Here is a 23,592-nt window from a genome sequence, read left to right as displayed (position 1 = left end):
GCCAACCCCACAACACAGGGCCTAGCCATGACCGGACTCCAAACCGGCACACTCGCAACCATCGCACTCCTCGCCGCACTCCTGGGCACCGGCGCCCTCGTCTTCACCACCATCCAACGCCGACGCAGGGCTAAGCACTAAGGGTTTCGGCGGGGATCTCGGCACGCGTCCACACACACAGAAATCCTCGGTAGGAAGGAGCAACATGTATTGGGGGGTTGCTCCTTCCTACCGTTCCGCGGCCTCAAGGAAATTTCTCGAATTTCCCCAAGGAAGCAATTAGTCCCATAGGCTGTAGCCGCACAAAGCAGTTGCGACTGCGCCAACAGTCGTTGTCCCTCAGGTTTTCCTGTATCTGGGATAGTGAAACCTGCCATCGGATAGTCAATTTTCACAAGATTCAACAATTAGGAGAAATTCATGCCAGTTCAAGACGAAGACCTCGGAATCGCTATCTTCATCGCCGTCGGGATACTTGTTGTTGTCCTTATTATTGTGTTTGGGGTGATCAGCACTCGACGAAAAAACCGGGCGATTACACCGAGCTATGACTTGAGGATTGTGCAAGCTGCGGGACAGCCTGCGCTAGCAACCTCCTCCGTGGATCGCTTGAACGGCAAACGCCAGTGGGAGCTCTTTCAGCAGCTCTTCGCCCCAGGCACGGAAGTCCCCATGGTGCCAGTTTCCGAAACCGCGTCGATGCATACGCCAGCTGATGGGAATCTGGAAACTGAACCACTAACGCGAACCCTTCGAGTCTCTCGCCTCTCAAGGGAAGTACGAGAAGGGTGGCCCAATGCAATGGTAGGGTTCACCGCCTATTTCGAACCCTATGAATTCATTGAGTTTCCGGCCGTGTTCGATGCGACTGCCAGAAAATTCCAGCTCATCAAGCTATCCCAAGAAGGTATCCAAATACTCACCGCAGATCAGTCATTGGTATGGGAGGCATCCTGGGATTCTTGCAAAGTTGCCGGCGTGAACAAGGAGATCAAACTGCACAATGGAAAAGCCCTCATGGTTGTCGATCGTGAAAGTATCAACGACGACAGCATCTTCGAAGCTCTGTGCGTCAAATACGGCACGTACTGGCCCAGCGCGGCCGCATAAATTCGGGAACTGCCAACCCCATGGCGAAGTTCAGCTAGCTTGCGGCCGGGGCGCCCTCAAGGGGCTGGCCTTGTTCCGCCTTGTCGGCTTGTGCGGCGAAGCGGCGCGAGAGCCATGCGCAGACAATCAGCTGGATCTGGTGAAAGATGATCAGCGGAAGTACGATCATGCCCACGGGCTGGCCGGTAAAGAGAACTGCGGCCATGGGCAGCCCGGCGGCCAGGCTCTTTTTGGATCCGCAAAAAAGCAGGACCAGGACGTCGCCCCGGTCGAAGCCGAAGAGCCTGCCGCAGGCGTATGTCAGGGCCAGGACCAGAGTCAGCATCACCATCACGATGAGCCCCACTGCAACGATGCGCCACGGCTGTGTTGACGTCCAGATGTGTTCGCTCATGCCTGCACTGAAGGCCGAGTAAACGACCAGCACGATCGAGCCGCGGTCCACTAATTTGGTCGGGGTGGCATTCCGGCGCAGCCATCCTGAAACCAGTGGACGCAGCAGCTGACCCGCAATGAAGGGTAGAAGTAGCTGCAGCACGATATCCAGGATTGAGGACATGTTCACGTGGGCCTGGCTGCTGGTGTTCATGAGTAAGAGGACAAGTATCGGGGTCAGGAAAACGCCGACCAAGTTCGAAACCGATGCGCTGACGATTGCGCCCGCTACATTACCGCGGGCAATCGAGGTGAAAGCGATGGACGACTGGACCGTCGAGGGCACCAAGCACAGGAAAAGCAGGCCCGTGTAGAGGTTTTGGGTAAGCACCGTCGGAACGAGGACGCTGGCCGCCAGGCCCAGGAGTGGAAAGACGATGAACGTGGTGGACAGCACGGCCCCGTGCAGCCGCCAATGCCTAAGTCCGCGCCATGTCTCCTGTGGCGAAAGCCGTGCCCCGTAGAGCAGGAAGAGCAACGCTATGGCGGCACTGGTCATCCAATTGATTGCGTTGGCGGCGTCTCCGGTGGCGGGGAAGATGCTCGCAAAGGCGACCATGGCGAGGATGGCGAGCATAAAACCGTCGATGTTGAACCGTTGCATAATCTTCATGGTCCAAACATATTCCCGCCAGTGGTGATCGTAAAAGACGTTTGGATAGTTTATTGTAAACGTAGATCGCGATGAAAGGGTCTAATGTTTGATGCACCCGTACTGCGTAGCTTTCTTGCCGTTGAGCAGGCCGGCGGATTCACCGCGGCCGCTAACGAGCTAGGGCTTCGCCAATCAACTGTCAGTGGGCACATTGCCAAGTTGGAAAAAGAGGTAGGGCGTCAATTGTTTCTGCGGGACACCCATACCGTAGAACTGACGGCCGACGGCTCGGCCATGCTTGGCTTCGCCAGGTCAATTCTGGAGAGCGTTGAAAATGCCCAGCAGTATTTCGCCGGCGGAGACCTGCGCGGGCGGCTGCGGTTTGGTGCCTCGGATGACTTGGTGGTTTCTGAACTGCCACACATCCTGCGTGAGTTCCGTCAACAGCACCCAAAGGTCGAGCTGGAACTGACAGTGGGGCTCAGCGAGATCCTGAACGAAAAGCTGCGCAACGGGCGTCTGGACTTGGTATTTGGCAAGCGTCGCGTGGGGGAGACGCATGGGAGTTTAGTCTGGGACGATGACCTGGTCTGGGCCGGACCGCCTGGGGGTATCGCTCCTGAAAGTGGACCGGTGCCACTTGTTGTGTACGGCCCGCCCAGCCTGACGCGGGAGGCGGCCATCACTGCATTGGCCGATTCTGGGCGCGGCTACCGGATCAACTGCGTCACCGACAGCCAGCTGGGGCTTCGGACTGCCGTTACTGCTGGCTTGGGCTTTGTGGTGCACTCCCGGTCGCTTCTGCCTGAGGGCATGGCCGAAGTTGCTGGACTGCCTGCCCCAGGCCGAATTGAGTTTGTGCTCCAACACCGGCTGCGCCTAATGTCTGGGCCGGAAGAAGCGCTCACGAACGCGATCCTGGCTAACGCCTATAGGCTGATCCGACCTGGGGCGCTGGGGTAGTTCAAGTGAAACGACACGGATCCCGCTAGTCGTCTATGGGAAGTGGGATTGGTCCACCTTGGACGAGGCGGGGCATTGGCCTGCGATCACGGCTCACGGGTCCCTGCCTTCGCGCGGTTGCCGACGGTCCGTACAGAAATGGAACACTGGAGGCATGATTCCCTTGGACGCCTTTGCGCTGATCCCAGACCCGACCGGCGTGCGTTCTTATGTGCAAGTCGGGTTCGCCGAAATTAGCCCTTCGCGCAGGATGGAGCTGACATGGATCCGCACCTGACGCTGGAGGGCAATCCGGGGCGAGCCGCCCAACTCTGCGTAGAGGCGCAGGCGCGCCTTGTGCATCGCGTTGTGCCATTGACAGACGACGACGTCAGGTCATCGAGTCGCCTGCCGGGGTGGACGGTGGGGCATGTCTTGACCCACTTGGCTCGCAATGCTGACGCGCACGCGCGCCGCCTCTCCGGTGCCCTGCGCGGAGATGATGTTCCCAAGTATGCCAGCGGCCAGGAACAACGCCGCGGCGAGATCGAGGAAGGAGCTGGTCGGTCCGCAGTGGAGATCATCGCCGGCCTTCAGTCCAGCCAGTCACTCCTTGAGGACGTCTTTGCAAAGTGTGCCGCGGCCGGGTGGCCCAACGGCGAGTTCCTTGGGGGAGGGGACTATGGTGTGGCTGGTTGCCCGGCGCACAGGCTGCGCGAGGTGGAAATGCACCATGTCGATCTCGGCCTTGGCTACACGCCGTTGGACTGGCCGGATGAGTACGTTGCCTGGGACTTGCCGGTGTTGCTTGCCACCGTCTCCGATCGGCTGGGCTCCGCTATCGAACGACGGCGGTTCATGGCTTGGGTGGCAGGTCGCGAACCGCTGGACCCGGAGACAACGCTTGGCCCCTGGTGACTGATGCTGGCAAGATCTCAACATCCGTCGACAACGCAAACCAGATGACGCAATTTGATTGATAGTGACGCTTTCAAGTCAATAATAATCATTTTGTGCTAAGGTAATTATCAATACGTCAAGTGAAGAAGCAAGCAACAATACGTTGCCTGGCCGCTCACTTCAGCAGAAGGAGAATGCACAGCATGAGCCAACTTGGTCCCTTTATGGATGCCGAACTGACCAGCCAGCCTGAGGTTTGGGCCACCGCCATTGCGCAGGCCAAGTCTGAGGACCTGCTTCCGGCCGACGGCCTGCGTGTTGCTGTCATCGGTTGCGGCACCTCCTGGTTCATGGCACAAAGCTACGCCGCTGCCCGCGAAACTGCAGGCAAGGGTGTCACCGACGCCTTCGCAGCGTCCGAGGCGTTCCTGGGCGCCGAACGCGGCTACGACGCCGTCGTCGCCATCACCCGCTCCGGAACCACCACGGAGGTGCTGGAAATCCTGACCGCGATCCAGGGCACCGTGCGCACCGTCGCACTTGTCGGGGACACCACCTCTCCGATCATGACCCTGGCCGACGACGTCGTCGAACTCCCTTACGCTGACGAGCAGTCCGTGGTGCAGACCCGCTTTGCCACCACGGCCCTGACGTACCTGCTGACAAGCATCGGTGTTGACCTCAGCGTCGCCATCGAGGACGCCAAGACCGCAGTCACCGCACCGGTGGAGCAGGAACTGATCGACGCCGAGCAGTTCACCTTCCTGGGCACCAACTGGACCGTGGGCCTCGCCCACGAAGCCGGCCTGAAGATGCGCGAGGCAGTCCAGGGCTGGACCGAGTCCTACCCGGCCAAGGAATACCGCCACGGCCCCATCTCCATCGCCGCCCCGAATCGTGTCACCTGGATGTTCGGCGACCAGCCCGAGGGCCTGGATAAGGACATGGAAAAGACCGGCGCGCTGTACATCAACACCACAGTGCACCCCCTGGCCGAGCTGGCCCGCGTCCACCGCGTCACGTTGGAACGTGCCCGCGCCCGCGGGATGAACCCGGACCTGCCGCGCAACCTGACACGTTCGGTCATCCTGACGGACTGAAACACAGACGACCTCGGTCATTGGCTAAAGTGTTAGGCACCCCACGTTTCACTTGTGCGGTGCCTAACATTCATCTTCCCGGGCGCTCGTTGGTGGCAACGCAGTCGGCATCCCTCTTGCGAAAGTAATTACTTCATGAACAGTTCCACGCACCCAAGCACAACGTCGGCGCAACCGTCCACCTCCCAGGGTGTTCTCGCCTTTGACGTGGGGGGCACCGACATGAAGGTCGGAATCATCACCGGAAACCTTGGCGGCAACAATATTGCCATCAACGACCTCCAACGCCACCCCACCCCCTTGGACGAAGGGCGCTCCGGTGAGAGCGTTTGTGCCCGGATCGTTGAACTGACCACGGAGTACCGGGCTGCGCATCCGGAGATCACCATCACCGCCGTCGGCGTGACTGTGCCGGGGATTGTCGATGAAGTCAACGGAATCGGCGTGTATTCAGCCAACCTGGGATGGCGTGATTTCCCCTTTACCGACACCTTGACGCAGGCTCTGGGCCTGCCTGTCGCCTTTGGGCACGACGTATCGATGGCTGGGGAAGCTGAATTCCGGATTGGCGCAGCCGTTGGCAAACGCGACGTTCTTGTCCTCGTCATTGGCACAGGCATCGCCGGAGCCCTGATCTGCGACGGCGCCCGCATCTCCGGTGACGGCTATGCCGGGGAAATCGGCCACGCCATGGTCCCGGGCCCCGATGGCGGCATGCAGATCATGGAGTCCCTGGGTTCAGCCGGGGCCATTGCCCGTCGCTACGCAGAGGCCAGCGGTACCCCTGTGGACGGGGCCCGCGCGGTTCTGGAGAAGTCACAGAACGGCGACCCCCTTGCGCAGCAGATCTTCACCGATGCCATCAACGCACTGGCGTTCAGCATTGCCCAGTGTGTCTCCATTCTCGGCACCGAAACGGTGGTCCTTGGCGGCGGGCTCTCCATGGCAGGTGCGGCCCTGATCGACCCCCTTGCGGTTCGGGTAGATGAACTGTTGAGCTTCCACCGCAGGCCCCAGTATGTCCGCGCCGTCCTGGGCGAGAACGCCGGCCTGATTGGCTCCGCGCTGAAGGCACACACAATCACCGAACCGGCAAAGGTCTTCAGCGTTGACTAATACTGTTCTGACTGTCACGCCGAATCCGGCCATGGACGTGACCTACACGGTCGACGGCGTGGAGCTGGGATCCTCCCACCGGGTACCCACCCCGCTCTACCGGGCAGGCGGAAAGGGGCTGAACGTCTCCCGTGTGGCGCATCAGCTGGGGTTCCCCACATTCGCCATTTCGACGGCGGGCGGACCCTCCGGTGAGCAGTTTCGTCAGGATCTAGTGGCCTCCGGCATCGCCCACCAGCTGATTTCCGTGGAAGGCGCCACCCGCCGCTCCATCGCCCTGGTCGACACGGTGAACAACACCACCAGTATTTTCAACGAAACCGGCCCGGATCTGAGTGCCGCCGAGTGGCAGGCGCTATTTGCCGCCGTTGTAGATCACCTGGCCGAAAGTGGGGGGGAAACCCGCCCGGGCGTGCTGGTGGGATCGGGCTCACTTCCGGTCAATGCTCCGGCCGACTTTTACCCGGCGCTGGTGGCAATGGCGCACGACGCGGGCGTCCCGGCCATCATCGACACCTCCGGCAGCGGCATCCTGACCGCCGCCAAAGCTGGCGCCGATCTGCTCAAGCCGAACAACCACGAGCTGATGGAAGCCGTCGGGGAGACGGACCTTGTCAGTGCCGCGCGCAAGCTGATGGACCTCGGCGCAAAACGTGTTCTGGTCAGTGTGGGGGAAGAAGGCATGCTCGCCTTTGACGCCGCAACGCCGGGGCGATGCATCCAAGCAAAGCTGCCAGCCCCCTTGGCCGGGAACCCCACGGGTGCCGGCGACGCGGCCGTCAGTGCGGCCGCCGTCGCCCTCGCCAACGGAGTCACGGACATTCGCGAGATCCTCCGCCGCGCCACCGCCTGGAGCGCGGCGGCTGTGCTCATGCCTGGAGCAGGCGAAATCTCCTTACGCCACGCCGAACTGGCCGCACAACTCATCATCACAGACCACTAAGGAACACACTTCATGGCTTTGACGAACACCCGCGACATCATGGACCTTGCCGCTACGGCCGGCACCGGCCAGGGCGCCTTCAATGTGGTCCACCTGGAAACCCTCGAAAGCCTCATTGCTGGCGCCGAGGTAGCCGGGCTGCCGGTTATTGTGCAGATCTCCGAGAACTGTGCCAAGTTCCACGGCGGCCTTGAACCCATTGCTTTGGCCACGCTGGCAGCCGCCCGCAAGGCGTCGGTGCCTGTGGCCGTGCACCTTGACCACGCTGAGGACGAGGCGCTGGCCTACCAGGCCGTGGATATGGGCTTTGGCTCCATCATGTACGACGGCGCGCACTTCGAGTATGAGAAGAACGTGGAGGTGACGGCCCGGGTTGCTGCCTACGCCCACGCACGCGGCGTCTACGTCGAAGCCGAGCTGGGCAAGGTGGGAGGCAAGGACGGTGCCCACGCACCCGGTGTCCTCACCGATCCCACCGAGGCCGCCGCCTTTGTCGCGGCCACCGGCGTGGACGCCCTGGCCGTTGCCGTGGGTTCCTCACATGCCATGACCGAACGGTCCGCCGCACTGAACCTTGGCCGCATCGCCGAGCTAAAGGCAGCGCTGGAAGTGCCCCTAGTCCTGCACGGCTCCTCAGGCGTCTCGGATGAGAACATTGTGGCGGCCATACTGGCGGGCATGACCAAGATCAACGTCTCAACCCACCTGAACGGCTTCTTCACCCGGGGAGTGCGCGCGTACCTTGAAGCGAACCCGGCCGTTGTCGATTCACGCAAGTACCTCGGCGCCGGCCGTGAGGCCCTGATTCCCGAGGTGGCCAGGCTGCTGGCCCTGTTTGCCAACGCCAAATAAAGGCAAAAGCCAAGGCCATGCGCCCGAGGTGGCGCCGCCGTCGTCCGCGGCGGGGGTACCTTTGATGGTTGGCAGTAAGTATTCCCAGGGGAGAGAAAACATGAACCGCAACGAACGCTTGACCGCCATCCTTGATCTTTTGGCCACGAGCGGGCAGGTGGAGGTCGAGGAAATAGTGCTCAAGTTGGGTGTCTCCCCGGCAACCGCGCGACGGGACCTGGACTCGCTGGCCACCGAGCGCCTGCTCACCCGCACCCGTGGCGGCGCCATGGCTGGGTCCGTCTCCTACAACCTGCCCGGGCGCTACAACCGGGACGACCACTCGGCACAAAAGCACAGCATCGCCATGGCAGCCAGTGAGCTGATTCCCAAGGGTGCCGTCATTGGCTTGTGCGGGGGAACCACCAGCACCGCCCTGGCCCAAGTCTTATCCACGCGCGAGGATCTGATGGAACCCTCCAACCGGCCCACCCTGACAGTTGTCACCAACGCCATTAACATCGCCGCCCAGCTGGCCATTCGGCCCAACTTCAAAATCATGGTCACCGGCGGCATCGTCAACCCGCAGTCCTACGAGCTGGTGGGCCCCTACGCGGATTCGATCCTGCAAAAGGTGGCCCTGGACATCGCCTTCATCGGCGTCAACGGCATTGAGCCCGGGGCCGGCCCCACCATCGACGACGAAGGTGAGGCGTCGGTGAATTCGCGCATGGCCGGGAGGGCCTCGGAATCGTACATGCTGGCCGACTCCTCCAAGATTGGCAGGCGCGCCTTTGCCACCATGGAGGAGGGCAGCTTTCACAAGCTCATCACCGACTCCGGCATCACCGCCGAACAGTTGCAGGCGTTCGGCGACGCCGGCACCGAGGTCATTGTGGCGCCGGACGCATAGAGCCGCAGGAGCTAGGCGAAGAAGTCCTTGCCGTAGTAGCTTCCCGCCTCCGGTAACCCTGCGGGGATCGCGAAAACGGCGGAGCCCACGTGCCGGATGTACTCGTTGAGCCTGTCCGAGGACCCGAGTTTGCGCTGTAAGGCCACAAATTGTTCCGGGTTCTTTTGGTAGCTGATGAACATGAGCCCGGCGTCGAGACGGCCCACCGAATCCAGGCCGTCGGTGAAGTTGTAGCCGCGGCGCAGGATCTTGGTGCCACCATTGTTCTCATGGGCGGCTAGGGCAATGTGTGAATCGGGGGCGATCGCAGCCTTGCCGGCCACCGTTGCATGGAAGTCGGGGACGTCGTGTTCGGACTGTCCCGAGAGCGGGGCGCCTTCTTGCTTGGTGCGCCCAAAGACGCTCTGCTGATCGCCGATCGGGTCCTCATCCCAGGTCTCAATGAGCATGTGGATCTTGCGGGCAACCAGGTAGCTGCCACCCTTCATCCACGGCTGCCCCGCCTCCTCGCCCACCCATACGTGCTCGGCAAAATCCGCTTCGCCACTGACGTTGCGGGTGCCGTCCTTGAAGCCCATCAGGTTACGGGGGGTCTTTTGCGTGGGCCCTGCCGAGGCCCGGCCAAAGCCGAGCACCGTCCACTTTGTTTTCACCGACGTCCTGGCCATCCGGGCCAGATTCCGCACCGCGTGGTAGGCCACCTGCGGATCATTGGCGCAGGCCTGGATGCACAAATCGCCACCCGTGTAGGCGGGATCAAGTGCTTCGCCGGCCATTGCGGGCAGGTTTGCGAAGTCGATCGGAGCAAACTTGGCCAGCCCAAACCTGGCATCAAAAAGGGACGGGCCAAAACCAAGTGTTAGGGTCAGCCCCTGCGGACCCATGTCGAACGCCTCACCGGTGTCAACGGGAACCCCCTGCTCGCGGCCCGGCTCCACCTTGCCCACGGGGCGGCCCGCCGTCATCTCAGCCATTGCCGCCGACCACTTGGCCAACACCAGCTGCAACTCAGTGGGCGTGGTGGCGCTCAAGTCGAAGGCCGTAAACACCAGGTGGTCCTGCGGGGGAGTGTCGATGCCGCTCTGATGTGTGCCGTAGTACGGGTAGCTCAGGGCCGCGCTAGCTGCCTGGAGGCGTTCAACGTCGGCCGCCGGGTTGGGTTCCTGCGCGTTGGCCACCGCCCCGCCCACCGCGGTGGCGCCGCCGGCACCGAGAATCAAACCACCGGCCCCGGCGGCGGCAACCGAACCGGCACCGCCAAAGAAGCGGCGACGGGAGAGGGAATCGACGGGCTGTTCGTTGCTCATTTAGACCGTGGCAACCTTTTCAGCGATCTTGGCCAAGGGGGCCTGCAGCGACTGGATCAACTGAGTCAGGGAGGCGGCGTCGGAGGCTTTCAACTCGGCCGTGTACGGCTTGTAACCGCCCAAGGCTTCGGGATCGGCGTAGGCGGCCATGGCCTTGTTGACAGTGTCGAACTGGCTGGAGATTTCCGTGGTCAGGCCGGAGTCGATCTGGGTCAACGCGGGCTTGAGGTACTCAAAGGCCTGCTGTGAGCCCTCAATATTGGCCACAAAATCAACCAAGTCCAGTTTGGAGTACGCCTCCTCCTCGCCGGTGATTTTGGCGGACTGTACCTCTTCCAACAGGCCGCTGGCGCCGTTGGCGAGTTCCTCGGGCTTGTAGCCGTCGGAGGCCGCCAAATCGTCCGTCAGCTTCTTCAGCGTTCCTACGTTCGTGACAATGCCGGCCGCCAGGGCCTTGGTGTCGGCGGTGATGGCCTTGCTTTCAAACAAGTCCTTCTCCAAGGGATGGAAACCTGTCCACTTGGCCCCGGGCTCGACGTCGGCCACACGCAAGTCAAGCGCGGGGTCAAGGTCTGGGAAGCTCTCGGCCACCGGTTCGATCCTTTCATAGAACGGGCGGGCCGCGGCATATGCTTTCTGGCTTGCCGCCACGTCGCCGGAGTCCACCGCTGTTTGCAGGGCGGCAACGGCCGTTACCAACGAATCCACCTGCCCTGCCACATACTTTGCGTACCCCTCGGTGCCAGCCTTGAGCTGGTCGCTCACACCATTGGCGGACCCGGCGGAGGCGCCACCGGTAACGGTGAACGTGGTCTTCTCTGTTCCGGCACCCGGGCAGTAGATCTGGTACGTTCCGCCATCAAGGGTCACGGTGAAACTGACGGCCTTCAGACCGGGAATGACGTTTTCACGTTCACCGAGGATGCGCTTGTCGCTCAGCAGTTCCACCTCGCTGACGCCCGAGGCGTCCTTGTTGGAGACGGTGAACGTCACCGGCCCGGCGGGGGCTGAACTGAAATTGGGGACGCACTGGTCCTCGCCGTTGACCTTTTCAACGCTGACGGTGACCTGGGCTGCGCCGTTGCTCACCGACGCGGTCCCGGCATTGCCGCCAGCGGCGGCACCAGTTCCGGACGTTGAGGCACTGCCACAGGCACTCAAAGCGAGGGCAAGGAGAGCCGTTCCGGCCACCAAACCAGGCGTTGCGGCACGGAACTTTGAACGGGAACTGAGGTTAGACATAGGGGTCCTTAAACAATGGTCTTCAAAAGGGGGGGGGGAAGCGTAGGGTGCGCCCGGCGCAGGAGTTGGGGCGCTACGGTGAGGGGGCCGTGGCGAGCAGCTGCCGACGATTGCGGCGGCCGGCCCGGACCAAGATCAGGGCGGCAAAGGTGAAAACGATCGGCAGGTAAATACTCCACAGCACGATCTCAGCCTGGGCACCCTCGTGGGCGCTGAGTTCCGTCGCAACGCTTTGCACATGGGTGTCGGGCACATGCCATGCTCCGTCGGAGGCCACCACCATGGTGCGGGAGGTGCTCAGGCCGCCGCCACTCAAGGTCAGGGTGGAGCCCTGGTTGTTGACGGCGTCCAGGATGACACCGTCAACAAGCCACACGGTGATCTCACCCTGGGGCTGCCAATCGGCGGCGAACGGCCCGGGGTTGCTGGTGGAGCTGATCCCTACAGGCAGGCGACCGCCGTTGAGCCCTGCGAGATCGGTGATTGAGAGTTTGTCGGGCCCGCCAGCTTTGCTGCTGGCGACGTCGGCCGTGTAAACGCTGGCCGTCCGCCCGGCATGTGACTGGGTGCCATGGCTGGTGAGGGCGTGGGAGGTTTCCGCCCCTTCCACCGAAACAAGCAGCTCCGGTGAGGTGCCGCCGGTGACCCGCAGCGTACCGAATGCCTGATCACTGGAGGTGTTGGCCGGCGTCGCACTTGAGCCAGAGGGGGCCGCCGGGACAGACAAGGGGGCGAACATGGCCAAGGCGATCGCCGCCACGCCAAGGGTTGCGGCTGCCGCGAACTGGATGCGGGGGAGTCGCACGGCACTGGGGCGCCAGGTGCGCGGCCACAGGACGAACGCGAGCATGGGGATCAAATAGAGTGCCCAGCCAAGGACTTCGATGGCCCGGGGGTCGTTGGGAATACCGAACACGCCGGTCAGAATGGCCGACCTGGCGCTGCCGTTGGGGGCTAGCCAGGCAAGGTTGACGGTGGCGTCCTGGCCTATGTTGACCCAGCCGGCCTCGTGGGCTGTGCGTAAGGATTTCATGACCAGGCCCGCCGCCACGAACACCAGGAATGCGCCGGTTACCGTGAAGAACTTTGCCAAGTTGATCTTGATGGCGCCTCGGAACAGCAGGAATCCGATGCCTGCCGCGATCGCCAGGCCCAGGATTGCACCGCCGCCGGCTGCCAGGGGATCGAGGGAGGATTGAAACGCTGCGACCATGAAGACGGCGGTCTCCACACCTTCGCGGAGAACCGCCAAAAATGCCATGCCGGCCATGGCGAAAATTGATCCGCCCTTCAGCGCGGAGCCGGCATGGGTCTCCAGCACGGTTTTCATGCTGCGGGCGTTCTTGCTCATCCACAGCACCATAAAGGTCACGATCACCACCGCGGCTACACCGATCACGGTCTCCATGGCTTCTTGCTGCTGCTGGGGGAGGGCGGCGGAGACAACTTCCAAGGTGATGCCCACCAGGGCGCTGAGCAGGACGGCCGCGCCCACGCCCAGCCACATGGGCTTGAGTGAGGAACCGTTGCGGCGCAGGAACGCTGCGATCATGCCCACGATGAGGGCTGCCTCGAGGCCTTCGCGCAGGCCAATGACAAATGTTGCTAGCACCTAGGTACTCCGGTGTTGCTCGTACTTGTTGCAGAGGGGTGCCCCTACTTTGCCAAGGCTACCCTTACCGTCGCCGATTAGCCCAATTAGGCCAGTGAAGTATGCCGTAATAAGACATCCGAGGGCGGTGCGCCAGGGGCGCGCTAGGATACGGAAAGGACAAGGTTGCCAGCCACTCAAGGGGGAGTCATGCCACCACTAGTCAGTGCCAGGAAAATGTTCATTATTGGCTTGATCATGACCGCCTCGGGCATCGTAGGCTACACGGTACTACCGCTGGCCTTGATGTGGATCTCCCCGTTTGTGAACCTCTCTGAGCAGGTTCTGCTATCCATTCCGGCGCTCACCAATCCAGTGATTTTCTACGGCGGACTGATCTTCACGGCCATGTCGTTCGTGGTGCGTGGTTTCGAACACCATGCGGAGTTGGTGAGGCAAGAACGAGCCAAGCCGGTGGTTGACGATTGGGATATTCGAGATCTGGACGAGCGACACGGCAATGACTGAATCGCTCACCAAATATGGTCGGGGGAGTCCAAGACGGTTTTGGCTGGATGGGCAGGTGTCCATTGCTGAAAGGGTGTGTCGAGGGCGTAGCCGCCGGTCGTGGATACCAGGGCGCGGACCTCTGCGTTTCCTGGATTGTTCAGTGACTCAAAGTACTCCACCGACCAGTGGAACCAGCGCATGCAAAACAGCCGCATGGTGAGCCCGTGTGTCACAAGCAAGGTGTTGGGTGCGTAGTCCGGTTTGGACCAGTGCCGGTACAGGGTCTCCATGAATGACGACACCCTGTCATAGACGTCGGAACCCGATTCGCCCTCGCGAAACCTGTAGAAGAAGTGACCGTAGGCGTTCCGGAGTTCCTTCTGGTCGGCAATCTCGGCCGGGTTTTGAAAATTGGCCCAGTCCTGCTCCCGCAGCCTCGGCTCCTCCATGGTCCGCTCCACCAGATCGCCCAGGTTCAACGCCTCCAAGGTTTGATACGCCCGCAAGTATGGCGACACGTAGACGCAGACCTTCTGCCCGTCCAGCCGGCGCCGGATTTGCTCCCCGGCAGCCTTCGCCTGCGCCACACCCTGCTCGGTCAACGGGATGCGATAGTCAGGAATCCGGTTGTACAACGTTTGGTCAATGTTGGCAGCCGACTGTCCGTGGCGGACCATGATGATCTGGCGTGGGGCACTCATAGGCACGAGCCTATCCCCACCCGTACCCTCTAGCCTCGTTACGCACGGTGTGGTTTCCCCAGCCGCCTGCTAGCTTTGCCCCATGGATGAATTCATTGAAGATTGTGACGTCTACGCGGCGTCTTCTTACCCGGTTGAGATCTCCGCAGGGCGACGTGTGCTGGGCAAGATCAAGCTGAAGGCGCGTGTGAATGCCGAAACTGGCGAAGTGAGTTTCTATGTTCCGCTTGAGGAGATATCAAAACTTCGCTGATTTCGGGCAGACACCCTGTCCGCCATGAGCACCCCGCCGTGGCCAACGTTGAACCGGACGGTCGTAGGCATGTGACGTGGGCGTTGAGTCTCTAGGCCGGCGTCGACCAACGCGGCAGGGACTGGATTGTCACCCACCCTGCAACCACTCGAGGACCTGTTGGGCGTGAGTGTTGGCGAGAACTGAGGGTCTGACAGCAGTGGGAAAGGCAGGCCTCCCTGGTGCAGCCACGAGCGCCGGGAATGGATTCCCATCCTTCCGGCAGATCTGTCCCAGGCGCCCCGGTCAACGGGCACAGGTAGATAATGGTCCGGCCGCTGCCGAGATCGGCGAGGTTCACTTCTCGACCGTCCGTAGCTGAAAGGGTCACAGAGGGCATGGCGAGCCCCACCAAGTGGTCGGCTGCACCAGACCCAGCTGCTCGTAGTAGCGAATCGCCTTGGTCGAGACCTCAGCCGATTCAGTGGAGCCAACCTTCAAAACGGCACTGCTAGGGGATCAGCAGGACCTTGATGGCGCGTCGTTCATCCATTGCACGGTAGGCTTCGGGTGCTTCCTCAAGCGGCATGACGACGTCGAACACCCGACCCGGGTTGATGCTGCCAGCCAGGACGTCGGCAAGCAACTCCGGAATATAGGTCCTGGCCGGGGCCATGCCGCCACCGATGGTGATGTTGGTGTCGAAGAGGTAGCGCAGCGGAATCTCGGCACCGCCGGTGGGAACGCCGACAAAGCCCAGCGCCCCGCCCGGGCGGACGCTGTGCAGCGCCTGCTCCATGGATTCCTTGGTGCCGACGCACTCCAAGACGGAATCGGCCAAGGTCCCGCCGAGGAGTTCACGGACCTTCGCCACGCCTTCATCCCCGCGCTCTTCCACGATATCCGTGGCGCCAAATTCCCGGGCAATGGCCTGCCGATCGGCATGCCGGGACATGGCAATAATTCGCTCGGCACCCAAGCGCTTGGCTGCCAGGACCCCGCACAGGCCCACGGCGCCATCGCCGACCACGACGACGGTCCGGCCGGGGCCGGCCTTCGCGGCGAGGGCCGCGTGGTGGCCGGTGGCCATGACATCAGAGAGGGTCAACAAGCTGGCGCGCAAAGCATCGTCAGGCTCAGTGACTCCAGGAACCTTGACCAGGGTCGATTCTGCCAAGGGGACACGCACGGCTTGGCCCTGACCGCCGTCGATCGCCAGCCCGGCGTCGTCCTTGCCGCCCCAGCCAGCTAGGTGATCGCAGGCTACGGTGACGCCGTTGAGGCACTGCGCGCACTTTCCGCAACTGATCACGAACGGGGCGATGACTAAGTCGCCCACGGCCAAATTGTCCACGGCGTCGCCGATGCTTTCCACAAGTCCGATAAATTCATGCCCGATCGCAGAGGGCTCGTGGGTGGGCTTTACACCGCGATATGGCCAGAGGTCGGAGCCACAAACGCAGGCTGCGGTGACTCTCACCACGGCGTCGGTGGGTTGCAGGACGGTGGGGTAGTCGCGGTCTTCGACCCGGATGTCGCCGGGGCCGTAGATGATGGTAGCGCGCATGATGACTCCTTGGGTTGTGGACAGGGTCGAATTCGAGTTTAGTTCTAATCGGTCACCATGATTGTTGATGGGGCGAGGAGATTTTGAATGTGGTGACTGAACGTCCAGAAATGGCCCCAATAGTGGCTGCATTGACACCAATTGTTCTCTGGAGGCCGCCCGATGGACTGCAGTGCCGGGCCGCTACGCAGTTGCGCCTGGCACGCAGCCCTGACATGCTTCGGAAATGACGATCCGGGAGAGATACCTCCAGGCCTACGACGAACAGCTACGAACCGATGCGGAAACGCCGGGGGCACTGCGTGTGGCTCGCTTGGGCCCATTGCGTTTGGCCACATTTGCCGGTGGTCTTGGCTTTGTCACCTACAGAGATTTGGGTGACACAGCGGTACACGGTTTGCCAGGCTTGGTGACTGGCGCAATTGAGCATTTCCTTTCCGATCCCGAGATTGACAAGATTTTGTGGAAGGTGCGCCAGCACGACAGGAATCCTGGGCTGGCCGAGGCACTCATGCAGCAGGGTTTCTCCCCTGGGGATGAAGAGTCCATCATGGTGGGTCCGCTAGAAGGGCTGTGCGCCAATGTCCCAGAGCCCGAGGGTGTGGCTTTGAGGCGAGTCACTTCTGAGGCTGATGTGAGGGCCGCGTGCGCCATGGCTGACGAAGTCTTTGGTGATCCCGTTGACCCGCGTACAGCCGACGCCATGCTGGATCGCTTGGCGCGGAAGGACGGCATGGAGCTCTGGGTGGCCGAAGCCGATGGCAGGATTGTCTGCAGTGGGCGGCTTGAACCCGTGCCGGAGAGCGAATTTGCCGGGATCTGGGGTGGCGCAACCTTGAATGCCTACCGCGGGCGCGGAATTTACAGGGCGCTGACTGCTGCCCGTGCCCGCTCGGCCATCGCCCACGGAAAGACGCTTGCCCACAGCGAATCAACGGAGTTTTCCCGCCCGATTCTGGAGCAATCCGGTTTGCTCAAGATTTCCTCAAATACCCCCTACTGGCGGAGATAGGATCGCATGGATAGGGGCAGGCACACTTACGGTGTGTTGGCGCTGTCGATCTTGCGCTCGAGCACCGCGCGTTCGGCGGCGTTCCCGCACAGCACAATCGCCTGAAGGAGTGCGGACCGCGCTTCGTCGCGTCGGCCTAGTCGGGTGAGCATCTCTCCTCGGATCGAGGGGAGCAGGTGCGAGCCAGCCAGTTCGCCCCGTGCGGCTATCGCGTCGACCAACGCGAGACCGTCAGCTGGACCGGTGGCCATTGCCACCGCGACCGCTCGATTGAGTTCGATGATGGGTGAAGGCGTCAGCCGTCCGAGCGCTTCGTAGAGGATGACGATCCGCGGCCAATCGGTCTCGGCAACCGAGCGCGCCAGTGCGTGACACTCAGCGATGGAGGCTTGAAGGCCGTATGTGCCCAGTCCACGTCCGGCCGTGACAGCTCGTGCGAGCGCAGCCCGTCCGCGCCGAATCGCCGATTGGTCCCACAGCCGCCGGTCCTGATCCTCCAGAAGCACCGGGTTCCCGGACGCGTCGAGTCGGGCAGGAAATCGGGCGGCAGTCAGTTCCATCAGCGCCAGCAGCCCGAAGACCTCAGGCACGGGCGCGAGCCGCACTAGTACGCGGGCCAGCCTGCGGGCCTCGTCGGCCAGATCCCTGCGAATCCACTCGTCGCCGCCCGATGCGAACGACCCTTCTGTGAATATCAGGTAAATGACCTGAAGCACCGAGCCGAGCCGCTCGGACAACTCCTGCGGTTCGGGCACAGCGAACGGCACTTGCGCAGCGGCCAGAGTCTTCTTTGCGCGGGTGACGCGCGCCTGAATGGTTGGCACGGGAACGAGGAAAGCCTTGGCTATCTCCTCGGTACTGAGCCCGCCGACGACCCGCAGGGTCAAGGCGATCCGGGCTTCCTTCGAGAGCACCGGATGGCACGAGATGAACATCAAAGCCAGCACGTCGTCGTCAATCGCATCGGGGTCGAACAGTGCGTCCACACCAGGCAACTCCTCGTCGAGGTCGCGGGCAAGCAGGGCATACCGTTCGTCCCGGGCGGACCGGCGGCGAAAGGCGTCGATCGCCCGACGGCGGCCCGTGGTGAGCAGCCATCCGGTCGGCTGGGCAGGAACTCCATCAACAGACCAGGAGACGAGAGCCTCGGCGAGGGCCTCCTGCGCGAGGTCTTCGGCCAACGAGAAGTCGCCTGTGTAGCGGGCGAGGGCGCCGACGATGCGTGCGGAGTCCATGCGCCACACCGCTTCGACGGCGCGCCGCGCCTCCGACATGCTCACTAGATCAGAGCTGCCCGGTCTGCTCGCGCCAGGCGCGCTCCTTTTGGATCCAGACGTTGTCCTGAGGGAACTCGTCGATCGACGGTACGCGACGGATCTCAGTCTTGCTTCCCGCGGTCATCGGTGCGCGCTTGGCCCATTCGACTGCCTCCTGGATCGACGCTACGTCGAGGATGTAGTAGCCGTTGAACAGTTCCTTCGTCTCTCCGTAGGGGCCGTCAGTCACGACGGGCGTGTCCTGTGTGAAGTCGACGACGACTCCTTTGCTTGCGTCGTCGAGGCCTTCGGCCGCCAGCAGGACGCCGGCGCGGATCAGCTCGTCGTTGAACTTGCCCATCGCCTCGAGGATCTCATTGAAGTCGACGCTCGTGAAGTTCGCGAACGACTCGTCCGTCGCGCGCATGATCAGCATGTACTTGGCCATCTGGTACTCCTTGGTTCTGGAAGGTCGCCATTCGACCTTCTCACCCATAGGTCGAACGGCGCTAGAGCAGATCGACACATGCTGAAGAATTTTTGTACGATTTTCGAGCGGAGCGTCATTGCATGATGGACGTTGGCCGGTCGCGTGGGGCATTCGGCAGGACAACCCAGGATCCGTCCCAGAAATTTCGAGGTAAGGGATGGTTCAGTTGTCGCGGGCATAGGCTTCCACGTCGGCGAATATCTGTTCGTCCTGGACTCCTACCATCAGCGAGCTGCGACTGTCATTGCCGAAGTGGACATCTATGTCCATGCCGTTGACGTTCCATATCCTCCGCAGGAATCTCTGCCCATGCAATGGAATGGTGGGCTCGCCGTGGAGCTCGGTCAGACGGCGCAGGATCTCGTCGAAACACTGGGTTGCCTAGGCGCAATCCCACGCGCTGAAACAAGGCGTCGCGTTCAGCCGCATCCTTGGGCCAGGGATACTGAGTCGGTCCATCAACTAGCGCGAGGATGGCATCCGGCTGTGGAATTTCTCCGATAAACCGTTCGAGGGTCGTCATCCTGCCACGCTGTGCCCGAAGCCATCGAATGACCAGTGGAAGCCCGCAGAATGCAGGCCGGACTTCCACTTGTGCCAGCTTTGCGAAAAAAGGCCCGGACCCTCAGCGGATCGGTTCGCCTCTGTCGTTCACGGGGAAGCTCTCGATGACTTTTCCCGATGAGGTATCGATGATGACCACGGAATCCTTGGGCCATGATGGGTCCGGAACGACGTCGTACTTAACATCCGTTGGCAACGTGACCTGCCGCGCGTCGTTCCTGGAGCGATTGAATGCGTCAACAATCTTGCCGGTCCGCGTACTGACCGCCACCGTTTCCTGGGGCAGGCCAGCCGCACTTCCTTCGGCGGGGGTCGCGTTCCACCAGCCCTCGTATCCTGCGATCACCGTGGATTCCGGTGATCGATACGAATCTTGCGGTTGGGCTGCGTGGAGACCAAAAGCGAGTCCTGCCGCAACAGTTACTCCAGCTGCGACAGCGCCAAATACCAGTTTCATGTTTTTCCCCCTTGATAAGTGCGAAAGCATCACGCTCCCGCGGTACAGCACTTCATGGAACCTGGCCAAAGCCGACGAGCGCAAGGCCCCGAGTAGCAAGGATGACCGGGAGATTCCCAGATCGGGGCCGTCCCTCAGGTCTGCTCGCCATTGCTCCTCTCGTACCTCGCGAGACCGTGCTGGAGTCAGTGCCACGCAGGCAGCCAGGACGATGTCCCCACCCTTCACGCGCTGCACCATTCGGTCTGGCGCGTCACCGGTGAGGGCCGCACTCCAGCCCGCGCGCCCTTGTCCTGCTGGACTTTCACGTAGGCCACAGCTAGAGGGCGGGCTTCAGCAAGCAGTCGGTAGTAGCGTCGCCGCGGTCCCTTGCGGGACTCCTGGGTGTCCCACTCTCCGGTGATCCATCCCAGCGATTCCAAACGCTCCAAGATTGGATAGATGGTCCCTGGCTTCTTTCCGGCATCCTTGACGATCTGCAGCCCCCAAACACTTTCCGCAGATAGCAAGGCCTCCAGCACCAACGAGGTAGCCGGAGTCACACGCCCTAAATTTTCCATAAGTACAAATCTAGCTATATAGATTTAGAAGTCAAGGTCTGCGGCGAGCTTTCTCCGAGAACGTAGCAGAACCCAGACTTCCAGGACAGTTCGCGGCTCCCGCGGTACGAGGCGATGCTAAGGGTCGCGATGCTGGGCGATGTTGAGCACCGTCCCATCTGGGGCGCGGACGAAGAACCGGCGGATACCCCACGGCTCCGTGGTCAAGGGGTGAACAACTTCGTAGCCGCGGCGACGGGCCTCAGCGTAGGCGTCGTCGACGTCGTCGACCTTTACGGTGAGCTGTGGGTTCTCAGACGCCGTCGCATCCCGAGACACGAGCTGAATGTGCGCCCCGGTGCTGGGTACCACGAAGCGGGTGACCCAGTCGAGACCCATGTCCTCCCCGTCGAGCCCGAGGTAGTCCGCGTAGAAGGCCTTCGCCTCCTCGACGTCTGGCACCGTGAGGTCGGTCGTTATCCGGATGACGTGCATGGTCTGCTCCAGTCGTCGATGTCCCTCAATCGTGCCGCCCAACTCGGTGGGTGTCCACCGCTAGATCTTCCCCCCGGCGTTATTCGTTGCTACCGTTCCATCATGAACAGACAAGATCTCTTTCTTATGTCCGACGCTGCCCTTCGTGATGTGGTCGACATGATCGATCCCGACCAGCTGTCGCTTGCCGCCCCGGCCGAGTGGTCGCGAAAGCCCAACCCGACTATTCGGGACATTCTTGCTTATCACGCGTTCGATGAGGCCTGGGTCCCGGACGTCCTCGCCGGTCGTACCGCAGAGGAGGTCGGCAACCGGTACGACGGAGACCTTCTCGGGGAAGATCCGATCGCAAGCTACGACGAGATCAATGACGCAGCAACTCAAGCGGTGTCTCAAGATCTCGACTACGACAAGGTTGTCCACCTCAGCTACGGAGACTTTTCGGTCGGCGACTACCTCGAGCACACGAGCACTTATCGGGCGTTCCAAGCTTGGTCGATCGCGCACTTCCTCGGACTGGACTATGCCCTCCCGGATCCGCTCGTCGACGGGCTCTGGGAGATTATCGGGCCGCAGATCGACGGCTTCCGGGCCATGGGTGTCTTTCCCCCGGAGATCCAGGTGCCAGAGGACTCCACTAGAGAGACATTGCTGCTGGCGAAGGTCGGATACTGGAGGGCATGATTCCGGAAGCGGATATGGACGGACGTCGGGAGAGTCGCACTCAGGCACCTTTGGCGCCATGAGCGGGCTTCTTGCAGCGTTCCTGGTTGCGCGGCCTAGAATCTGGCATCCACTGCAGGACCACTGCCCGTGCAGATTTGCCGTTCCGAAGGCTTCAAGCGATTTGTAACTGTGGATCGTGAAGCTCTAAATTCTGCACAGATAGCCAATCTTGGGGGTCAAATCATGGCTTTGCGTTCCGGTTAGGGACGTTATCACTGCAAGTTGAATTTGGTCGGGGTTCTCGACGCCGTTGTTCTTGGCAGAACATGCCGAAGAAGAAAATCAGAAACCAGTTGGTTTGCTGCTTGATGGGTGGGATCGTGCAACACACGATAACGACGGAGGAGCTGCCCAAATGCGCAACTGCCCAGCTGAACGAGGCGGGTTCGCTGGGCTTTGGTTACCTTCGCTGCGGCGGCCTATAACTTTGGCAAGTATCTAGAACCATTCGACGGGCTCCTCTTTACTTCCTTACTGGCAGTGGTTGGAATCGTCGTAATTAGGTTCTTCGTCACTGGGGATGGGTCGGCTGCAAGAGGAAAGATTCCTCGGCCCTGACTGCTTCGCTTGTAGCAGCAAACCCACGCCACCGGTGAAGCTGGTCGTATGAAATTTCGCAGCTCTGGCAACCTCAACGAACCCCCACTGACGATGAAGATCGATCGATGCCCGGTTGGAGCGGTTGACGATGTACCAAGCCGATTCTGCGTGTGCCCAGATCCAGTCCATTCGTATTTGAGTCAATACCCGAGCTATCCCGCGGCGCCTGAAATCGGGGAGTACAGTAACTCCGCCCAAGTAGTGCCCTCCGGGTGCCCGTCCTTCGGCGTTGGACCAGAAGTGAGTCTTGCCCCACCCGACAATGCTGCCGTCGACGGAAGCGATAACAACCAGTCGGTTCTCGTCAAGAATTGCCGCGGCCAAGGCCACTACGTCAGCTGGTGAGCGGCCCGCTTTGTTATCGATGTCCCGTATAGCATCGATGTCACCACTCGTGGCCAATCTGACGTCCACGGTACTATCTAGCGCTGTTTCATCTTGACGTTGGTTGGGTGAGTATTCAGCAAACCCGCTACTTGTCATCCTTCAATTCACCCCTCACGCTCAGTCTGTTTTCAAGTGTTGCCGGACTACCAGAGCGGCCAATTAAAAAGGGGCGCCAAACGACGCTTTCGATCGGCTAGACCGTCGATTTGACGACCTGGCTGATTGCTAGGACTCCACCGCTGGGGTCGGCGAGTAGGGCGTTGCGGAACCCCGGTGTGTTGGTTGGCGGCATGATGACCGTTCCGCCGAGTTCGACGACCCTGGCGGCGAGGTCATCGGCGTCGTCGACCTGAATATTGACTGCCCAGTGGGGCGGTATGCCGGAGGCAGGGTCAGCCCTTGTGGCGACCGCGACGACGTCGTCGGGCAGGGTCGAGTCGGACGCCCTACGCGTGCTGCCAGTGAGGCGCCACAGGCTGATGCCGGAGCCAGTCGCAGCTTCGAGTCGCCAGCCGAATACCTTGGCATAGAATGTTTCGGCGCCCATGAGATCGGGCGTATGCAGTGCGCTCATCTGCCAGGCATTTGGTGCGTCGACGACGTCGGCGACGGTCGGTATGCTGCCTTGCCGCACTCCGAACGCGACACCGCTTGGATCGGTGAAAATGGCGGTGCGTTCACCGTCCCGGCCTTCCATTGGACCTGCCAGTACGGATCCGGCCGCGTCACGGATGGCCGTCACGGTCTGATCAAGGTCGGCCACGAGGACGTAGGTCACCCAGGCGCCGCGATCGAGCATGGCTGGAGCTTGCCCGATGCCAGCCACACGTCGCCCGTCGAGCCGGGCAATACGATAACCGCCCCGTCCCGCTTCGTCGAACGTCCAGCCCATCAGCTCGCTGTAGAAGGCCACGGCAGCGTCGGGGTCCGGCTGGAGGGTCTCGACCCAGCAGGGGGTCCCCGCGGAGTATGAATTGGTATCGGTCATGTCGTGACTCCTCGAATCTCGAACATTATTTTAACTCCATTTA

25 protein-coding genes are annotated in these 23,592 nt (G+C 61.6%); 12 read left to right on the top strand and 13 right to left on the bottom strand.

From position 1 onward, the window contains the following. The first annotated feature begins 420 nt into the window (after positions 1-420). On the top strand, positions 421-1,110 hold the full coding sequence (locus tag CXQ94_RS15740; RefSeq protein ID WP_104091514.1) for a hypothetical protein: 690 nt from the start codon (positions 421-423) through the stop codon (positions 1,108-1,110). A 34-nt stretch (positions 1,111-1,144) separates the two neighbouring features. On the opposite strand, the gene CXQ94_RS15735 is transcribed toward CXQ94_RS15740, so the two are convergent. Next, positions 1,145-2,158 (bottom strand): bile acid:sodium symporter family protein, encoded by a 1,014-nt coding sequence (locus CXQ94_RS15735; RefSeq protein ID WP_104091513.1) that lies wholly within the window; start codon positions 2,156-2,158, stop codon positions 1,145-1,147. A gap of 84 nt (positions 2,159-2,242) precedes the next feature. On the opposite strand from CXQ94_RS15735, the gene CXQ94_RS15730 reads away from it, so the two are divergent. The 7 genes from CXQ94_RS15730 (at position 2,243) to CXQ94_RS15700 (ending at position 8,885) form a co-directional block, all read left to right on the top strand. Beyond that, complete coding sequence (locus tag CXQ94_RS15730) at positions 2,243-3,103, top strand: LysR family transcriptional regulator (RefSeq protein ID WP_104091512.1); 861 nt, start codon at positions 2,243-2,245, stop codon at positions 3,101-3,103. Positions 3,104-3,364: 261 nt separating this feature from the next. Then, positions 3,365-4,000 carry a maleylpyruvate isomerase family mycothiol-dependent enzyme gene (locus CXQ94_RS15725; protein WP_104091511.1) on the top strand — a complete coding sequence of 212 codons (636 nt, stop codon included), beginning with the start codon at positions 3,365-3,367 and terminating at the stop codon, positions 3,998-4,000. Between the two features lie 176 nt (positions 4,001-4,176). Next, positions 4,177-5,082 carry an SIS domain-containing protein gene (locus tag CXQ94_RS15720; protein WP_258067117.1) on the top strand — a complete coding sequence of 302 codons (906 nt, stop codon included), beginning with the start codon at positions 4,177-4,179 and terminating at the stop codon, positions 5,080-5,082. 135 nt (positions 5,083-5,217) lie between these two features. Beyond that, positions 5,218-6,198: an ROK family protein gene (locus tag CXQ94_RS15715; protein ID WP_104091509.1), complete on the top strand. Its 981-nt coding sequence runs from the start codon at positions 5,218-5,220 to the stop codon at positions 6,196-6,198. Beyond that, positions 6,191-7,141, top strand: a complete 951-nt coding sequence (locus CXQ94_RS15710) for a 1-phosphofructokinase family hexose kinase (RefSeq protein ID WP_258067116.1) — start codon at positions 6,191-6,193, stop codon at positions 7,139-7,141. The genes CXQ94_RS15715 and CXQ94_RS15710 overlap by 8 nt, the downstream gene beginning before the upstream one ends. Before the next feature lie 12 nt (positions 7,142-7,153). Then, on the top strand, positions 7,154-7,993 hold the full coding sequence (locus CXQ94_RS15705) for a class II fructose-bisphosphate aldolase (protein ID WP_104091507.1): 840 nt from the start codon (positions 7,154-7,156) through the stop codon (positions 7,991-7,993). A 100-nt stretch (positions 7,994-8,093) separates the two neighbouring features. Then, positions 8,094-8,885 (top strand): DeoR/GlpR family DNA-binding transcription regulator, encoded by a 792-nt coding sequence (locus CXQ94_RS15700; protein ID WP_104091506.1) that lies wholly within the window; start codon positions 8,094-8,096, stop codon positions 8,883-8,885. A gap of 11 nt (positions 8,886-8,896) precedes the next feature. Here the strand turns inward: CXQ94_RS15700 and efeB are convergent, their stop codons facing one another. From efeB to efeU, 3 genes are all read right to left on the bottom strand, one after another. Then, positions 8,897-10,192 (bottom strand): iron uptake transporter deferrochelatase/peroxidase subunit, encoded by a 1,296-nt coding sequence (efeB, locus tag CXQ94_RS15695; protein WP_104091505.1) that lies wholly within the window; start codon positions 10,190-10,192, stop codon positions 8,897-8,899. After that, on the bottom strand, positions 10,193-11,434 hold the full coding sequence (gene efeO, locus CXQ94_RS15690) for an iron uptake system protein EfeO (protein WP_104091504.1): 1,242 nt from the start codon (positions 11,432-11,434) through the stop codon (positions 10,193-10,195). Positions 11,435-11,507: 73 nt separating this feature from the next. Further along, on the bottom strand, positions 11,508-13,046 hold the full coding sequence (gene efeU, locus CXQ94_RS15685) for an iron uptake transporter permease EfeU (protein ID WP_104091503.1): 1,539 nt from the start codon (positions 13,044-13,046) through the stop codon (positions 11,508-11,510). A gap of 189 nt (positions 13,047-13,235) precedes the next feature. On the opposite strand from efeU, the gene CXQ94_RS15680 reads away from it, so the two are divergent. Then, positions 13,236-13,553, top strand: coding sequence for a hypothetical protein (locus CXQ94_RS15680; protein ID WP_146070326.1), 318 nt, complete (start codon positions 13,236-13,238; stop codon positions 13,551-13,553). A gap of 5 nt (positions 13,554-13,558) precedes the next feature. Here CXQ94_RS15680 and CXQ94_RS15675 read toward each other — a convergent pair whose 3' ends face one another. Next, positions 13,559-14,236 (bottom strand): histidine phosphatase family protein, encoded by a 678-nt coding sequence (locus tag CXQ94_RS15675; protein WP_104091501.1) that lies wholly within the window; start codon positions 14,234-14,236, stop codon positions 13,559-13,561. 82 nt (positions 14,237-14,318) lie between these two features. Between CXQ94_RS15675 and CXQ94_RS22675 the strand changes: the two genes are divergently transcribed. Further along, a complete protein-coding gene (locus CXQ94_RS22675; RefSeq protein ID WP_181034250.1) occupies positions 14,319-14,489 on the top strand; it encodes a hypothetical protein in 171 nt (56 codons plus the stop codon). Positions 14,490-14,979: 490 nt separating this feature from the next. On the opposite strand, the gene CXQ94_RS15665 is transcribed toward CXQ94_RS22675, so the two are convergent. Then, positions 14,980-16,035, bottom strand: coding sequence for a zinc-dependent alcohol dehydrogenase family protein (locus CXQ94_RS15665; protein ID WP_104091500.1), 1,056 nt, complete (start codon positions 16,033-16,035; stop codon positions 14,980-14,982). A gap of 226 nt (positions 16,036-16,261) precedes the next feature. On the opposite strand from CXQ94_RS15665, the gene CXQ94_RS15660 reads away from it, so the two are divergent. Then, positions 16,262-17,047 (top strand): GNAT family N-acetyltransferase, encoded by a 786-nt coding sequence (locus tag CXQ94_RS15660; protein WP_104091499.1) that lies wholly within the window; start codon positions 16,262-16,264, stop codon positions 17,045-17,047. 26 nt (positions 17,048-17,073) lie between these two features. Here CXQ94_RS15660 and CXQ94_RS15655 read toward each other — a convergent pair whose 3' ends face one another. The 5 genes from CXQ94_RS15655 to CXQ94_RS15635 form a co-directional block, all read right to left on the bottom strand. Further along, positions 17,074-18,282: an RNA polymerase sigma factor gene (locus CXQ94_RS15655; protein WP_258067115.1), complete on the bottom strand. Its 1,209-nt coding sequence runs from the start codon at positions 18,280-18,282 to the stop codon at positions 17,074-17,076. Between the two features lie 49 nt (positions 18,283-18,331). Then, positions 18,332-18,751 carry a YciI family protein gene (locus tag CXQ94_RS15650; RefSeq protein WP_104091497.1) on the bottom strand — a complete coding sequence of 140 codons (420 nt, stop codon included), beginning with the start codon at positions 18,749-18,751 and terminating at the stop codon, positions 18,332-18,334. A 667-nt stretch (positions 18,752-19,418) separates the two neighbouring features. Beyond that, positions 19,419-19,814, bottom strand: coding sequence for a hypothetical protein (locus tag CXQ94_RS15645; protein ID WP_104091496.1), 396 nt, complete (start codon positions 19,812-19,814; stop codon positions 19,419-19,421). A 224-nt stretch (positions 19,815-20,038) separates the two neighbouring features. Next, a complete protein-coding gene (locus CXQ94_RS15640; RefSeq protein ID WP_104091495.1) occupies positions 20,039-20,374 on the bottom strand; it encodes a PadR family transcriptional regulator in 336 nt (111 codons plus the stop codon). Positions 20,375-20,491: 117 nt separating this feature from the next. Beyond that, the gene (locus CXQ94_RS15635; RefSeq protein WP_104091494.1) at positions 20,492-20,848 is read right to left on the bottom strand and encodes a VOC family protein; all 357 of its coding nucleotides are present in this window, start codon (positions 20,846-20,848) and stop codon (positions 20,492-20,494) included. 102 nt (positions 20,849-20,950) lie between these two features. Between CXQ94_RS15635 and CXQ94_RS15630 the strand changes: the two genes are divergently transcribed. Beyond that, complete coding sequence (locus tag CXQ94_RS15630; protein ID WP_104091493.1) at positions 20,951-21,532, top strand: hypothetical protein; 582 nt, start codon at positions 20,951-20,953, stop codon at positions 21,530-21,532. Between the two features lie 513 nt (positions 21,533-22,045). Here CXQ94_RS15630 and CXQ94_RS15625 read toward each other — a convergent pair. Together CXQ94_RS15625 and CXQ94_RS15620 are read right to left on the bottom strand one after the other, a co-directional pair. Next, positions 22,046-22,588: a GNAT family N-acetyltransferase gene (locus CXQ94_RS15625; protein WP_258067114.1), complete on the bottom strand. Its 543-nt coding sequence runs from the start codon at positions 22,586-22,588 to the stop codon at positions 22,046-22,048. Positions 22,589-22,754: 166 nt separating this feature from the next. After that, positions 22,755-23,549, bottom strand: a complete 795-nt coding sequence (locus tag CXQ94_RS15620; RefSeq protein ID WP_104091491.1) for a VOC family protein — start codon at positions 23,547-23,549, stop codon at positions 22,755-22,757. Positions 23,550-23,592 lie beyond the last annotated feature (43 nt).

This window comes from Arthrobacter sp. GMC3 (assembly GCF_002929305.1).
Lineage (GTDB): Bacteria > Actinomycetota > Actinomycetes > Actinomycetales > Micrococcaceae > Specibacter.
Note: the sequence above shows the minus strand (reverse complement) of the source record. Positions and strands in the feature narration are given on the sequence as shown.